Source organism: Leptothrix sp. (in: b-proteobacteria), assembly GCF_965250675.1.
GTDB lineage: Bacteria > Pseudomonadota > Gammaproteobacteria > Burkholderiales > Burkholderiaceae_C > Sphaerotilus.
This window is the reverse complement of the sequence record NZ_CBDFPH010000011.1, coordinates 535315-548538: the sequence shown is the minus strand read 5'-3', so window position 1 is coordinate 548538 and position 13224 is coordinate 535315. Positions and strand designations below refer to the sequence as shown.

Below are 13224 nucleotides of genomic sequence, written 5' to 3'. Positions count from 1 at the left end.
TTCAGCCCTTGGTCTGATAGACGTAGGGTTGCTGCGCCACGCGGGCGTCGCTGAACTCGGCCTGGGCGCTGCGGTCCTGCGGCTTGTCCCACAGCAGTTCGCGGCCTTCGCGCTGGCGTTGCTCCAGCTGCGGGTCCTTCTGCTTGAGGCTGTCGATGAACTGAGTGACCTCAGATTGGTAGGGCTTCCAGAAGAGCGGCATGGCGGTGGGCGTTGGGTGCGGCGAAGTTGCGGATTCTATCGAGCCGGCGTGACTCCACCCGGCATGACTCAACCCAGCGCGCCCGCGCCGGTGGGCAGGTCGCGGGTGGCGATCAGCGCCTCATCGACGGTGGGCACGATGGCGTCGGCGCCGATCTCGGCCTCGAAGCCCGAGCGCTGCAGCAGCGACAGCGGCTGCGCGTTGACGTTGGCCAGCACCAGCCCCATGCGCTGGCGCTGCAGCGCGCGGTGCAGCTGGCGCAGCGCGTCGAGGCCGGAGGTGTCCATCGAGATCATTTTCTGCATGTCCAGCACCACCGCCCGCGTGCCGGGGCGCAGCTGTTCGGGCAGCGCCTCGATCTTTCCGACCGCGCCGAAGAACAGCGAGCCGTACAGGTCGAACACCTGCACGCCCGCCGGCAGCGTGGCGCTGCCCGGGTGCGGGCGGGCCTCGAACAGCGCGCTCATGCGCCAGATGAAGAAGCCGCAGGCCAGCAGCAGGCCGACCTCTACCGCCACCGTCAGGTCGAACACCACCGTCAGCACGAAGGTGCCCAGCATCGTGGTCCGGTAGGGCAGCAGGAAGTGGCGCAGCCGCACGAACTCATGCCACTCGCCCATGTTCCAGGCCACGAACAGCAGGATGCCCGCCAGCGCGGCCAGCGGCACATGCCCGGCCAGCGGGGCGGCCAGCAGCACCACGCCCAGCAGCGTGACGGCATGCACCACGCCGGCGATGGGGCTGGCCGCGCCGGCCCGCACGTTGGTGACGGTGCGCGCAATCGTGCCGGTGGCCGGAATGCCGCCGAACAGCGGCGCCACGAAGTTGGCCACGCCCTGCGCCATCAGCTCCTGGTTCGGGTCATGGCGCGGGAATTCGGTCAGGTTGTCGGCCACGCGGGCACACAGCAGCGACTCGATCGCGCCCAGCAGCGCAATCGTCAGGGTCGGCATCAGCAGCTGCTTGGCGGTGGCCCAGCTGAACTCGGGCAGGTCGAACGCCGGCAGCGCCTGCGGAATGCCGCCGAAGCGCGAGCCGATGGTCTCCACCGGCAGGTCCAGCAGCCAGGTCGCCAGGGTCGCCAGGAACAGCGCGATCAACGTGCCCGGCAGGTGCGAGGCGGCGCGGCGCAGCCGGGGCATCAGCTCGGCGGGCTCGGCGGCCTCCATCTGGTAGCTCTTGGGCCAGAACACCACCAGCGCCAGACAGGCCAGGCCGATGAGCAGCGCCAGCGGGTTGAAGCTGCCCATGTGCTGCGCCAGTGTCTTGATCTGCAGGAAGAAGTCGCCCGGCATCTTGTCGATCTGCAGGCCCAGCAGATCCTTGACCTGCGACAGCCCGATCAGCACTGCAATGCCGTTGGTGAAGCCGATCACGATGCTCACGGGGATGTAGCGCACCATGGCGCCGAGCTTGAACAGCCCCATCGCGAACATCAGCACACCCGCCAGCATGGTGGCGATCAGCAGGTTGGCCAGCCCGTAGCGCTCGACGATGCCGTAGACGATGACGATGAAGGCGCCGGCCGGCCCGCCGATCTGCACCTGCGAGCCGCCCAGCGCCGAAATCAGGAAGCCCGCGATGATGGCGGTGAAGATGCCCTGCTCGGGCTTGACGCCCGAGGCGATCGCGAACGCCATCGCCAGCGGCAGCGCCACCACGCCCACCGTCAGGCCGGCGCCCAGATCGGCCATGAAGTGCCGGCGGTCGTAGCCGGACAGGCTGTCGATCAGTCTGGGGCGGAAACGGTGCAGGGCCATGATCAAGCCGGGAGCGGGGGCAAGGCGGCTGATCCGTGCAGGCGGGGGACGCGACCTGGGACTCTGCTTTTGGTCATGCTAATGTGATGTTGGTTTCAGTTACATGCTAGCCAGTTCGCCTGTCCGCCGCCACCCATGCCGATCGATTTCATCCAGCGCCTGACCCAGCCGGAGCGCACCCGCAGCGCCAACCGCCAGTTGGGCGCGCTGCTGGCGTTCGTGGCCGGCGCCATCAACGCGGGCGGCTTTCTGGCGGTGCAGCGTTACACCTCGCACATGACCGGCATCGTTTCGGCCATTGCCGACGATCTGGTGCTGGGCCAGCTGGCGTGGGCGATGGCGGGCCTGTCGTCGCTGCTGGCCTTCGTGTTGGGCGCGGCCACCACGGCGGTGCTGATCAACTGGGCGCGGCGGCGCGAGCTGAACGTCGAGTACGCGCTGCCGCTGATGCTCGAAGCCGCGCTGCTGCTGCTGTTCGGCCTGCTGGGCGCCAACCTGGAGTTGCTGGTGGATGTGTTCGTGCCGTCGACCGTGCTGCTGCTGTGCTTCGTGATGGGGCTGCAGAACGCCATCGTCACCAAGATTTCCAAGGCCGAGATCCGCACCACGCACATGACCGGCGTGATCACCGACCTGGGCATCGAACTCGGCCGCCTGCTGTACCTGAACCGCCAGCACGATGCCGGCAGCGTCCACTACGTGCAGGCCAACCGGGACAGGATGAAGGTGCACGGCGTGATCCTGGGCCTGTTCTTCAGCGGCGGCATCGTCGGCGCGCTGGCCTTCAAGCACGCCGGCTTTGCCGCCACCATGCCGATCGCCGCACTGCTGATGGCGATGGCCGCCCCCGCGCTGTGGCGCGACCTGCGTGAACACCGACTGAGCCTGCCCCTGCAGGACTGACCCCCCGACCGACCCTGATTGATGAGTGACTTCGACCACGTCCACCCCTTCGTCTGCGAGGACGCAGATGGCGTCTCCCTGCACTTCAGCCTGCATTCGATCCAGAGCCGCATGCAGCGCGACGCGCCCGACGCGCTGGCGCTGGACTACACCCGCACCATGATGGCGTTTGCGCTGCTGCAGCCCCTCCCGCGCCCGACGCCGCAGCGGTTGCTGATGGTCGGGCTGGGCGGCGGCTCGCTGCCCAAGTTCTGCCATGCGCGGCTGCCGGAGGCCGACATCACGGTGGTCGAGATCAATCCGCACGTGATCGCGCTGCGCGAGGCGTTTGCGGTGCCGCCGGACGGCGAGCGCTTTCGCGTGGTGGAGGCCGATGGCGCGGCGCATGTGGCGGCGCTGGCCGAGCCGGTCGACGTGCTGATCGTGGATGGCTTCGACTACGACGGCCAGCCCGATGTCTTGTGCAGCGCCGACTTCTACGCCGCCTGCCGCCGCGCCGTGGCGCCCGACGGCGTGCTGGTCGTCAACCTGCAGGCGGCCGACCCGCAAACCCCCGCGCTGCGCGACCGCATCGCCCTGGCGTTTGACGGCGCGGTGCGGGCGCTGCCCAGCCCGTGCGGCGGCAATGTGATCGTTCTGGCGGGTGAGCCCTGCTGTCAGGTGACGGCAGCCGGCTTGAAGCGGCAGCGCAGCCGCTACAGCGATTGGGCCGAGGCCGACCGGGCGATGCTGGCCGAGGTGGCCGCGCAACTGTCGACATCCCTGTCGGCACCGCGGCGCCGCGCCACCTGACCTGTTTCTTCAGCGCACCCGCATGCCGGGCTGCGCGCCGGGGAAGGGCTCCAGCACGAAGATGCCGGGGTTCTTCTTTTCGTCGGCATCGCTGGCGGCCAGCACCATGCCTTCGCTGATGCCGAACTTCATCTTGCGCGGCGCGAGGTTGGCGACCATCACAGTCAGCTTGCCTTCCAGGTCTTCGGGCTTGTAGGCCGCCTTGATGCCCGAAAAGACGTTGCGCAGGCGGCCTTCGCCCACGTCGAGCGTCAGGCGCAGCAGCTTGTCCGAGCCGGCGACGTGCTCGGCCTTGACGATACGGGCGATGCGCAGGTCGACCTGGGTGAAGTCGTCGATCTTGATTTCCGGGGCGATGTCCTCGCCGCCAGGGATCACCTTGGGCGCTGCTGGCGGCTCGAACAGGGCTTCGAGCAGCTTGGGGTCGACGCGCTGCATCAGGTGCTGGTAGGTGCCGATGGTATGTGCGCCCAAAGCACGGCCGGCCGCGTGGAAGTCCAGCGGCTCGACCTGCAGGAAGGCCTCGACCTGCGCGGCCAGCGCCGGCAGCACCGGCTTGAGGTAGATGGTCAGCAGGCGGAAGGCTTCGATGCAGACGCTGCAGACGTCGTGCAGCACCGCATCCGCGCCTTCCTTCTTCGCCAGTTCCCACGGCTTGTTGGCGTCGACGTATTCATTGACGCGGTCGGCCAGCGCCATGATTTCGCGCAGCACTTTGCCGAACTCGCGGCCCTCGTACAGGCCGGTGATGACGTCGCGGTGGGCGCGCAGCGTGTCCAGCAGCGTGCGGCCTTCGACGCCGAGGTCGGCGCTCAGCGTGCCGCCGAAGCGCTTGGTCAGGAAGCCGGCGGCGCGCGAGGCGATGTTGATGTACTTGCCCACCAGGTCGCTGTTGACACGCAGCGCGAAGTCCTCGGGGTTGAAGTCGATGTCTTCCACATGCGAGTTCAGCTTGGCAGCGATGTAGTAGCGCAGCCATTCGGCGTTCATGCCGAGGCTCAGGTACTTGAGCGGATCGAGCCCGGTGCCGCGGCTCTTGCTCATCTTCTCGCCGTTGTTGACGGTCATGAAGCCGTGCACGAAGACGTTGGTGGGCGTCTTGCGGCCGCTGAACTGCAGCATCGCCGGCCAGAACAGCGTGTGGAAGTAGGTGATGTCCTTGCCGATGAAGTGGTACTGCTCGACCGCCGGGTCGGCGATGAAGTCATCGAAGGAGCGCGCCTCGCCATACCTGGCGAGCGGGCCGCCCTTGCTGAAGTAATTCTTCAGCGACGCCAGGTAGCCGATCGGCGCATCCAGCCAGACATAGAAGTACTTGCCCGGCGCATCGGGAATCTCGATGCCGAAGTAGGGCGCGTCGCGGCTGATGTCCCAGTCACCCAGGCCGCCCTGGCCTTCTTCGTCCTTGGTGAACCATTCCTTGATCTTGTTGAGCACCTCGGGCTGCAGCCGGCCGCTTTCCTGCGTCCACGCCTCCAGGAACTGGGCGCAGCGCGGGTCGCTCAAGCGGAAGAAGTAGTGCTCGCTGGTCTTCATGACCGGCGTGGCGCCGGACAGGGCCGAATACGGGTTCTTCAGTTCGGTGGGTGCGTAGACCGCGCCGCAGCTCTCGCACGAGTCGCCGTACTGGTCCTTGGCGCCGCACTTGGGGCACTCGCCCTTGATGAAGCGGTCGGGCAGGAACATGCCCTTTTCGGGGTCGTAGAACTGCTCGATCGAGCGCTGCGCGATCAACTCGTTGGCGCGCAGCGAGCGGTAGATCGACTGCGCCAGTTCGTGGTTCTCGGCCCCGTCGGTCGAGTGCCAGTTGTCGAAGCTGATGTGAAAGCCATCCAGATACGGCTTGCGACCGGCTGCGATGTCGGCGACGAACTGCTGCGGCGTCTTGCCGGCCTTTTCTGCGGCGATCATGATCGGCGCGCCGTGGGCGTCGTCGGCGCCGACAAAATGCACCTGGTGCCCCTGCATGCGCTGGAACCGCACCCAGACGTCGGCCTGGATGTATTCCATGATGTGGCCGATGTGGAAATTGCCGTTGGCGTAGGGCAGGGCGGTGGTGACGAAGAGTTGGCGTGTCATGGGCAACGGCAGTGGCGACAGTAACGAAGCAGTAACGGGGCGCCCCGATCCGGGGCAGACCGAAGATTCTAGGCCGCAGGCCGGAAGGGACTCAGCGATGAATTCAGGCGCGCTTGACGAGGCTTGGCCCGTGCGCATCGAACCCGCCGGCTGGGTTTTCGACGCGCCGGCCGGCCTGAGCCTGCTGCAGGCTGCCGCAGCCGCCGGCATCGTGCTGCCGAGTTCCTGCCGCAACGGCACCTGCCGCGCCTGCATCTGCCAGTTGCGCGCCGGCCAGGTGCGCTATCGCATCGACTGGCCGGGCCTGAGCGCCGAGGAAAAGCACGCCGGCCAGATCCTGCCGTGCGTGGCGCTGGCCGAGTCGGCGCTGGTGATCGAGGTGCCCAGGGCGCGGCGGCGGGGCGATCCGGCCTGATGTGTCAGCCCCGGTGGAAGATGCAACAGTCCTTCACGTTGCGTTGCCCTCCACCACAGACGCTTGCAGCGCGGCTTCCCAGAATCGAGGCCATGAACAAGCCCACCTTTGCTCCCCGTCCGCTGGAGCCCAAAAAAGCAGCCGACACCGTGATCAACCCGCGCCGCAGGACCACCACGCTGGGCGGTCTGGCGGCGCTGTCGAGCCTCTGGCTGAGTGCCTGCGGCGGGGGCAGCACGGATGCCGTGGCCTCGGACGACGCGACCCTGGAAGCGCTGCGGCGGCGCACGCCCAGCCCTGCGCCGGCGCCGGTTCCTGCGCCCGCCCCAGCGCCCGTACCTGCACCCGCGCCGGCCCCGACGCCCGCCCCAGCCCCTGCGCCCGCGACCGGCAGCTACGGCAATTTCAAGGGCGCCAGCCTGGGCGCCAACGCCAACCTGAACGGCGCCATCGCCTTCCCCGCCAGCAATGCCTGGAACAGCGACATCTCGACGGCGGCGGTGGACGCCAACTCCGGCGCCATCCTGTCGACCATCGGGCTGACCACCGGCTTGCGACCGGACTTCGGCTCCGGCACCTGGGACGGCGGGCCGATCGGCATTCCGTACCACGTGGTGGCCGGCACCCAGGCCAAGGTCAAGATCACCTACACCGCCTACGGCAGCGAGAGTGATCCTGGCCCTTATCCGGTGCCTGCCGGTGCTCAGATCGAAGGCGGCTCGGCCGGCACCGGCGATCGCCACGTGTTGGTGATCGACCGTGACGGCAACAAGCTGTATGAGTTGTACCGTGCCTTCCCGAACGCCGATGGCTCTTGGAATGCCGAATCGGGTGCGATCTTCGACCTGACCAGCAACACCGTGCGCCCCGGTGGCCAGGCCGGCTGGACCAGCGCGGACGCCGCCGGCCTGCCGATCCTGCCCGGCCTGGTGCGCTACGAAGAAGCCGCGCTCGGCCCGGGCGGCATCCGCCACGCGCTGCGCTTCACGGTCGCCCGCACCCGCAAGGCTTATGTGGCGCCCGCCACGCACTGGGCCAGTTCCAGCACGGCCACCAACCTGCCGCCGATGGGCATGCGCGTGCGCCTGAAGGCCAGCTACGTCATCCCGGCCACTTTCAGTGCCGAGGCGCGTGCGGTGCTGACGGCGCTCAAGACCTACGGCATGTTCCTGGCCGACAACGGCAGCAACTTCTACATGAGCGGGGCGCCCGATGCACGCTGGAACAACAGCCGGATGATCTCCGAGCTGGGCCAGGTCAAGGGCAGCGACCTGGAGGTGGTTCAGATGAGCGGACTGGTCAGCGGCTGATCACGGGCTGGGCGGGCTTGCCCTTGCGGCATCCCGGTGGCTGGGCAGCCGCTAGACTGGCGCCGCTTCAAAGAATGCACCCCAAGCATCCCGCTCAGCCCCAACCAGCAGCCCTGATATGACCCTCACCGACAGCGCCCTGCGCGCCGCGATCCAGACCGTCATCGATCCCAATACGGGACGAGATTTCGTCACCAGCCGCCAACTCAGGAGCCTGCAGGTCTCGGGCGCCGATGTGAGCCTGGAGATCGAGCTGGGCTACCCCGGCCTGAGCCAGCATGACGCCCTGCGCGGCCTGCTGACCGACGCCGTCAAGGCGCTGCCGGGTGTCGGCCAGGTCGACGTGACGATCACCACCAAGATCGTTGCCCACGCCGTGCAGCGCGGCACGCAGCTGCTGCCGGGCGTGAAGAACATCATTGCGGTGGCCTCGGGCAAGGGTGGCGTGGGCAAGAGCACCACCGCCGTCAACCTGGCCCTCGCCCTGGCCGCCGAAGGCGCGCGCGTCGGCATCCTGGACGCCGACATCTACGGCCCCAGCCAGCCCACGATGCTGGGCGTGAGCGGCCGGCCCGAAAGCCAGGACGGCAAGACCATGGAGCCGATGATCGGCCACGGCGTGCAGGTCATGTCGATCGGCTTCCTGGTCGATGGCGACCAGGCCATGATCTGGCGCGGCCCGATGGCCACCCAGGCGCTGGAGCAGTTGCTGCGCCAGACCCACTGGAAAGACCTCGACTACCTGATCGTCGACATGCCGCCCGGCACCGGCGACATCCAGCTCACGTTGTCGCAGAAGGTGCCCGTGACCGGCGCGGTGATCGTGACCACGCCGCAGGACATCGCGCTGCTCGATGCCAAGAAGGGCGTCAGGATGTTCGAGAAGGTCAGCGTGCCCATCCTCGGCGTGGTCGAGAACATGGCGGTCTACTGCTGCCCCAACTGCGGCCACACCGCGCACATCTTCGGCGCCGATGGCGGCAAGAAGATGGCCGCCGAGTTCGGCCTCAACTATCTGGGCGCGCTGCCGCTGGCGCTGTCGATCCGCGAGCAGACCGACGCCGGCCGCCCGACCGTGGTGGCCGAGCCCGACGGCGAAGTCGCCGCGCTCTACAAGGCCGTGGCGCGCCAGGTGGCGGTCAAGGTGGCGGCGCAGTCCAAGGACTACTCGTCCAAGTTCCCCAGCATCAACATCAGCCAGAACACCTGAGCGACGAAGGGGCGGGGTCGAAACCCCGCCGTGTTCATTGCGCTGCCGGCTTGCGCTCGATCACCCGCACGCGCTGCCAGCCGTTGCGGCTGACGGCGGCAATCACGCAGGGCCGGCCGAGTGCGGTGGATGCCATCTGGCCTGTCTCGGGTGTGCGGATCGTGACCGGCCACCACAGCACGTCGCCGCTCAGGCGCAGGTTGCTGGGCGACTCCAGCTTGATGGCCAGACTGGGCTGCTGGCTGAGCGCGAACACCAGCACGCGCTCATCGGCCCAGCGCACCCGCCGCCCGAGGGCGCCGGTCTCGCCTTGCGTCAAGGTCTTGCTCCATTCATGCACCGAAGCGACCGTGCGCAGGCTGCGTTGTTGTCCGCTCATCGGGCAGACACCGTGCGATCGCCACGCCAGCACGCGCACCGAACGGGGCGCTGGGCGCCGGTCGTCGTCCGCGCTGGCTTGCGGCGGACTGCGGCCGGGTGCCGTGTCCGCCTGGGCCGGCCCGGCCAGCAGCAGTCCGCCCAGGGACAGCACGCCGGCCAGTTCAAGTGCCCGTTTCATGGCCCACTTCAGCACCGCGCTCAACGCGCCACCCCGCTGCGGCGCAGACCCGTCAGGGACAAGCCGCCCACGGACTGGGTAGGAATGCCCGACAGCGGTGCAATCTGGAAATCAAGTGCATTCATGCTGCTGTTGACCGTGATGCGGCTGCCGCTGATGCCGGGTGTTGACGACGCGGCGGAGTAGGCCCCGCCAACCTCGCCGGGCTGGTAGATCAGGTCGTCGTTGTCCAGGTCGGTGCCGGCCAGGACCGACACGCTCGTGCCGGCGGCAATGCCGCTGAGCTGGTAGGTGTAGCGGCCGTTGACGGCCTGCACCAGTTGCGTGTCCAGCGTCAGTTGCGTGTCCGCATCGACCAGCAGCACATAGACCGGCCCGAAATTGGCGCCCACGCGCGCCACCGAGGTGGCCGGCTTGGTCACCGTGACCGGCAGCGTCAGCACCATGCCGGAGGGCGCCATGCTGACCGTCAGGGTCAAGGCCGTGCTGCTGCCCGCACTCAGGCTGCTGCGGTTGACGGTGAGCGTGTAGCTGCCCAGGCCGGCGCTGTTCACGGTGGTCGCCGCCACGGCCACGACGGCCGGGTTGCTGGAGATCACGCTGGCCACGCTGTCGCTGGTCGTGCCGGTGCTGGTCAGGTTGAGCACGGTGCTGGTCTGCAGGCCGCCCAGGTCGAAGGCGCTGGGCTGGGCGACGATCTGGCCACGGGGTGTTGGCGCGTTGGTGGCGGCGCCCAGGGCCGCGTCGACTGCCTTGCTGGCGCTGACCAGGCCCCAGCCGTAGCTGCTGTCGCGCCCTGCGGTGCCGATGTCGACGCTGATGGCGCCAGCGGCGATCAGGTCATCGGCCTGCGCCACCGTCAGCGCGGGGTTGACGTAGCGCATCAGCGCCAGCACGCCGGCCACATGAGGTGCTGCCATGGACGTGCCCTGCATCGATGTCATGCCCGGGGTGCGCGTGGTGCCCACAAAGCTGGCCACCGTGCTGAAGACGCCGTTGCTGCCGGCGCCGCTGCCACCCGGCGCGGCCAGCACCACGGCAGCGCCCGTGTTGGAGTAGCTCGCCAGCGTGCCCGAGGGCGTGGTGGCGCCCACCGCGACCACGCCGCTGCAGTTGGCGGGCTGGCCCACCGGCGCGGGCGTGCCGGGGTTGCGGCCATCGTTGCCGGTGGCGGCCACCACCATCACGCCGGCGTTGCGTGCGGTGTTGACGGCCTCCTGGAACACCGGCGCGCAACTGCCGCCGCCGCCCAGGCTGAGGTTGATCACGTCGGCCCGGCGCGAGGGCAGCGTGCCCGAGGCATTGCTCTGGCCCGCCGCATAGAGCATGGCCTGCACGATGTCCAGGCTGCTGGCGCCGGTGTTGGCGCCGAAGACGTTGAGCGGCAGGATCTGCGCCATGGGCGCCACACCGGTGCCATAGGCGCCGTTGAACGCGGCGGCGGCCACCGTGCCGGCGACGTGGCTGCCGTGGAACTCGGTGCCGCTGGCAGCGCCCTCCAGCGAGTCGCCGTTGCGGCCGGTCTTGCTGGCGCCCGTGCCGCTGCCGTTGCAGCCGGTGTTGCCGCTGACGAACAGGCAGCCGGTCGACAGCAGCTGCGGTGCCAGGTCGGGGTGGTCCAGCACCACGCCGGAATCGATCACCGCCACGACCGGGCGCAGCGTCGGCGGGCTCGGCAGGGCGTTGATGCGGTTCATCGCCTCGCTCAGGTTGATCTGGTTGTAGTGCCAGCTCTGGCTGGCGTAGTTGGGATCGCCCGGCGGGAAGCTGCCGGTGAGGGCGGTGGTCTTGAGCAGCCAGTTGGGCTGCACATAGGCGTAAGCGCCGGTGGCGTGCAGCGCCTTGACGCTGCGCAGGGTGGCGAGTGCGGCGCGGATGCCGTCCAGCGCATCGGCCGGGCTGGCCAGGCGTTTGCTGATGTTGGCGGTCGCAGTCGCCTGAGCGGTGCTGACCTGGCCGGCGCGCAGGCCGGCGTGCAGGCGGTGCAACGTGTCGGCCATGGCGCGGCGGCCGTGCGTGTCAGCGGGCAGCGTCAGGACCTGCGGGCCGGGCGCGGTGTGGGCGGCCGCCGCCGTCAGGCCGAGTCGATGGGCCACCGCCTGGGTCTGCTGGCGGGCCGTGCGCTCGGTGCTGCCGAGCGCGGTGAAGGCCGCGTCGCCCGCTGCCAGCGGCCGCGCCAGCAACTGGCTGCCGTCGCCGGCCAGCGACGCCGTCACATTGCCGCAGGTGCCCGAGGTGCCGACCGCGCCGATGCGCAGCGTGTAGATCGAGGCGCCCTGGAACGCATAGACGTTGACGTAGTAGGTGCCTGCCGTGGTGGCCTGCACGCATTCGAAGCGGGTGGCGTCGCCGGTGGAGGAGCCGGCCACGGTGCTCGCGTCACTGCCGAACAGATAGAGATCCAGGTCGTTGGTGGCCGCATCCGAGGCAAATTCCAGCTCGACCACCTGGCCGGCCTGCAGTTCGACCTTGAAGAAATCGTCGGTGTCGCCGTTGCGGGTGCCGCTTCGGTTGGCCCCGGGGGGGCCGGCATCGGGCTGGTTGACGGTGCCGTCCAGCACGACCGGCGTCGCCAGCCGTTGCGCAACGTCGGGGTCATCGTTGCTGCTGCGCGGGGTCTGGTTGATGTCGTTGAGGTCGGCGTCGACGGCGGCGGTCTCGGCCATCAGGATCGTGCCTGACAGGCTGTAGCCGCTGACACCCCCACCACCGCCGCTGCTGGTGCTGCCGCCGCCGCAGCTGCTCAGCAGCACGGCGAGCCCGACCAGGGCGCCACGAAGCCCGGGAAAACCGGGCGTGCGGGCAGTTGAACGAGTGTGGGTCATGCGGTTTCCCTTGAGGCGCGGTTGCCCTGGTGAGCTGAATCTGTGCTGAAAATCATAGTGGAGGCAGCCGCCTATCATGCCTGCATGAACCAGCTTGAGGCGATGCGCTACCTGGTGGCACTGGAGCAGCACCGTCATTTCGGCCGCGCCGCACAGGCCTGCCACATCACACAACCGGCGTTGTCGAACGCGCTGCGGGCGCTGGAGCAGCAGTACGGCGTGACCATCGTGCGCCGCAGCCGCCAGTACGAAGGCCTGACACCCGAGGGCGAGCGCGTGGTCGTGAGCGCTCGCCGCATGCTGCACGAGCACCAGCTGCTGCAGCAGGAGTTGCAGAGCGACATCGACCGCCCGCGCGGCACCCTGCGCATCGGCGCCGTGCCCACCGCCATGCCGATCGTGGCGCGTTTTGCCGCCTGCCTGCAGGCGCGCTACCCCGACATCCGGCCGGTGGTGCTGTCGCTGGCGTCGTCCGAGATCGAGACCGGCGTGGAGACGCTCACGCTCGATCTGGGGCTGGGCTACATCGACCGGCCCGGCCAGCGCGGGGCTGCCATGCTGTCGATGCCGCAGTACGTCGAACACTACTTTCTGGTGCGCCGTGCTTCGCAGTTGGCCCGCACTGAGTCCGAGCGCCTGCAGCGCGGCCCGGCCATCTCATGGGCCGCTGCCGCCGCGCTGCCGCTGTGCCTGCTGACGCCGGAGATGCACAACCGCACCATCGTCGATCAGGCGTTTGCGCAGGCCGGCACGCCGGTCCAGCCGGTGATCGAGACCAACTCGATCCTGACGCTGTCACTCAGCGTGGTGGCCGGCGAGGTCTGCAGCGTGCTGCCCGGTGCGCTGGTGGGCGCCATTCGCGGCTACCGCGAACTCGAAGCGCTGCCGCTGGTCGGCCCCGACCTGCGCACGCCGATCGGCTTCATGACGACGCAGTTCGAGCGCCCATCCCGCACCCTCCAGGCCGCACTGGCCCTGGCGCGCGAGCCCGAATGGCTGCGCCACGCCGCCGCGCACAGCGGCCCGCTCGACGATTGAATCTCGCTCAGGGTTATCCCAGGGATTCATTTCATTCTTGAATCGGGATATGTCCCGAATCAATTTGACCGGGCTTGACTTGGCGCAGACACTCCGCCGCGACAGCCTTGGGCCAGCGTGCCCGGGGCTGC

The 13224-nt window shown here is 68.8% G+C and carries 11 protein-coding genes; 6 read left to right on the top strand and 5 right to left on the bottom strand.

The window, feature by feature from the left end; all coding sequences use genetic code 11:
• Position 1 precedes the first annotated feature (1 nt).
• The gene (locus tag AC5IG3_RS17090) at positions 2–202 is read right to left on the bottom strand and encodes a DUF3460 family protein (RefSeq protein ID WP_491907487.1); all 201 of its coding nucleotides are present in this window, start codon (positions 200–202) and stop codon (positions 2–4) included.
• 68 nt (positions 203–270) lie between these two features.
• Complete coding sequence (locus AC5IG3_RS17085; protein WP_491907486.1) at positions 271–1962, bottom strand: SulP family inorganic anion transporter; 1692 nt, start codon at positions 1960–1962, stop codon at positions 271–273.
• A gap of 135 nt (positions 1963–2097) precedes the next feature.
• Here AC5IG3_RS17085 and AC5IG3_RS17080 point away from each other — a divergent pair, with 135 nt between their 5' ends.
• Entirely contained in the window at positions 2098–2865 is a 768-nt protein-coding gene (locus AC5IG3_RS17080) for a YoaK family protein (protein WP_491907485.1), read from the top strand.
• A 21-nt stretch (positions 2866–2886) separates the two neighbouring features.
• Positions 2887–3657 (top strand): fused MFS/spermidine synthase, encoded by a 771-nt coding sequence (locus AC5IG3_RS17075; RefSeq protein ID WP_491907484.1) that lies wholly within the window; start codon positions 2887–2889, stop codon positions 3655–3657.
• 9 nt (positions 3658–3666) lie between these two features.
• Here AC5IG3_RS17075 and metG read toward each other — a convergent pair whose 3' ends face one another.
• The gene (metG, locus tag AC5IG3_RS17070) at positions 3667–5736 is read right to left on the bottom strand and encodes a methionine--tRNA ligase (protein ID WP_491907483.1); all 2070 of its coding nucleotides are present in this window, start codon (positions 5734–5736) and stop codon (positions 3667–3669) included.
• Positions 5737–5833: 97 nt separating this feature from the next.
• Between metG and AC5IG3_RS17065 the strand changes: the two genes are divergently transcribed.
• The 3 genes from AC5IG3_RS17065 to apbC all read left to right on the top strand — a co-directional run bounded on the left by AC5IG3_RS17065 (position 5834) and on the right by apbC (position 8671).
• Complete coding sequence (locus AC5IG3_RS17065; protein ID WP_491907482.1) at positions 5834–6151, top strand: 2Fe-2S iron-sulfur cluster-binding protein; 318 nt, start codon at positions 5834–5836, stop codon at positions 6149–6151.
• A gap of 92 nt (positions 6152–6243) precedes the next feature.
• Positions 6244–7461 carry a hypothetical protein gene (locus tag AC5IG3_RS17060; RefSeq protein WP_491907481.1) on the top strand — a complete coding sequence of 406 codons (1218 nt, stop codon included), beginning with the start codon at positions 6244–6246 and terminating at the stop codon, positions 7459–7461.
• Positions 7462–7579: 118 nt separating this feature from the next.
• Positions 7580–8671 (top strand): iron-sulfur cluster carrier protein ApbC, encoded by a 1092-nt coding sequence (gene apbC, locus AC5IG3_RS17055; protein ID WP_491907480.1) that lies wholly within the window; start codon positions 7580–7582, stop codon positions 8669–8671.
• A gap of 34 nt (positions 8672–8705) precedes the next feature.
• Here the strand turns inward: apbC and AC5IG3_RS17050 are convergent, their stop codons facing one another.
• Together AC5IG3_RS17050 and AC5IG3_RS17045 are read right to left on the bottom strand one after the other, a co-directional pair.
• Positions 8706–9230, bottom strand: coding sequence for a hypothetical protein (locus AC5IG3_RS17050; RefSeq protein ID WP_491907479.1), 525 nt, complete (start codon positions 9228–9230; stop codon positions 8706–8708).
• 20 nt (positions 9231–9250) lie between these two features.
• Positions 9251–12055, bottom strand: a complete 2805-nt coding sequence (locus AC5IG3_RS17045; protein ID WP_491907478.1) for a S8 family serine peptidase — start codon at positions 12053–12055, stop codon at positions 9251–9253.
• An 84-nt stretch (positions 12056–12139) separates the two neighbouring features.
• On the opposite strand from AC5IG3_RS17045, the gene AC5IG3_RS17040 reads away from it, so the two are divergent.
• Positions 12140–13093: a LysR family transcriptional regulator gene (locus AC5IG3_RS17040; RefSeq protein ID WP_491907477.1), complete on the top strand. Its 954-nt coding sequence runs from the start codon at positions 12140–12142 to the stop codon at positions 13091–13093.
• Positions 13094–13224: the final 131 nt, after the last annotated feature.

What these genes read in the sequence shown, in the direction of transcription:
- AC5IG3_RS17065 (WP_491907482.1), top strand. Translation starts at nt 5,834, where the DNA reads ATGAATTCAGGCGCGCTTGACGAGGCTTGGCCCGTGCGCATCGAACCC.
- AC5IG3_RS17060 (WP_491907481.1), top strand. Translation starts at nt 6,244, where the DNA reads ATGAACAAGCCCACCTTTGCTCCCCGTCCGCTGGAGCCCAAAAAAGCA.
- AC5IG3_RS17045 (WP_491907478.1), bottom strand. Translation starts at nt 12,055, where the DNA reads ATGACCCACACTCGTTCAACTGCCCGCACGCCCGGTTTTCCCGGGCTT.
- AC5IG3_RS17075 (WP_491907484.1), top strand. Translation starts at nt 2,887, where the DNA reads ATGAGTGACTTCGACCACGTCCACCCCTTCGTCTGCGAGGACGCAGAT.
- AC5IG3_RS17090 (WP_491907487.1), bottom strand. Translation starts at nt 202, where the DNA reads ATGCCGCTCTTCTGGAAGCCCTACCAATCTGAGGTCACTCAGTTCATC.
- AC5IG3_RS17050 (WP_491907479.1), bottom strand. Translation starts at nt 9,230, where the DNA reads ATGAAACGGGCACTTGAACTGGCCGGCGTGCTGTCCCTGGGCGGACTG.
- AC5IG3_RS17080 (WP_491907485.1), top strand. Translation starts at nt 2,098, where the DNA reads ATGCCGATCGATTTCATCCAGCGCCTGACCCAGCCGGAGCGCACCCGC.
- AC5IG3_RS17040 (WP_491907477.1), top strand. Translation starts at nt 12,140, where the DNA reads ATGAACCAGCTTGAGGCGATGCGCTACCTGGTGGCACTGGAGCAGCAC.
- apbC (WP_491907480.1), top strand. Translation starts at nt 7,580, where the DNA reads ATGACCCTCACCGACAGCGCCCTGCGCGCCGCGATCCAGACCGTCATC.
- metG (WP_491907483.1), bottom strand. Translation starts at nt 5,736, where the DNA reads ATGACACGCCAACTCTTCGTCACCACCGCCCTGCCCTACGCCAACGGC.
- AC5IG3_RS17085 (WP_491907486.1), bottom strand. Translation starts at nt 1,962, where the DNA reads ATGGCCCTGCACCGTTTCCGCCCCAGACTGATCGACAGCCTGTCCGGC.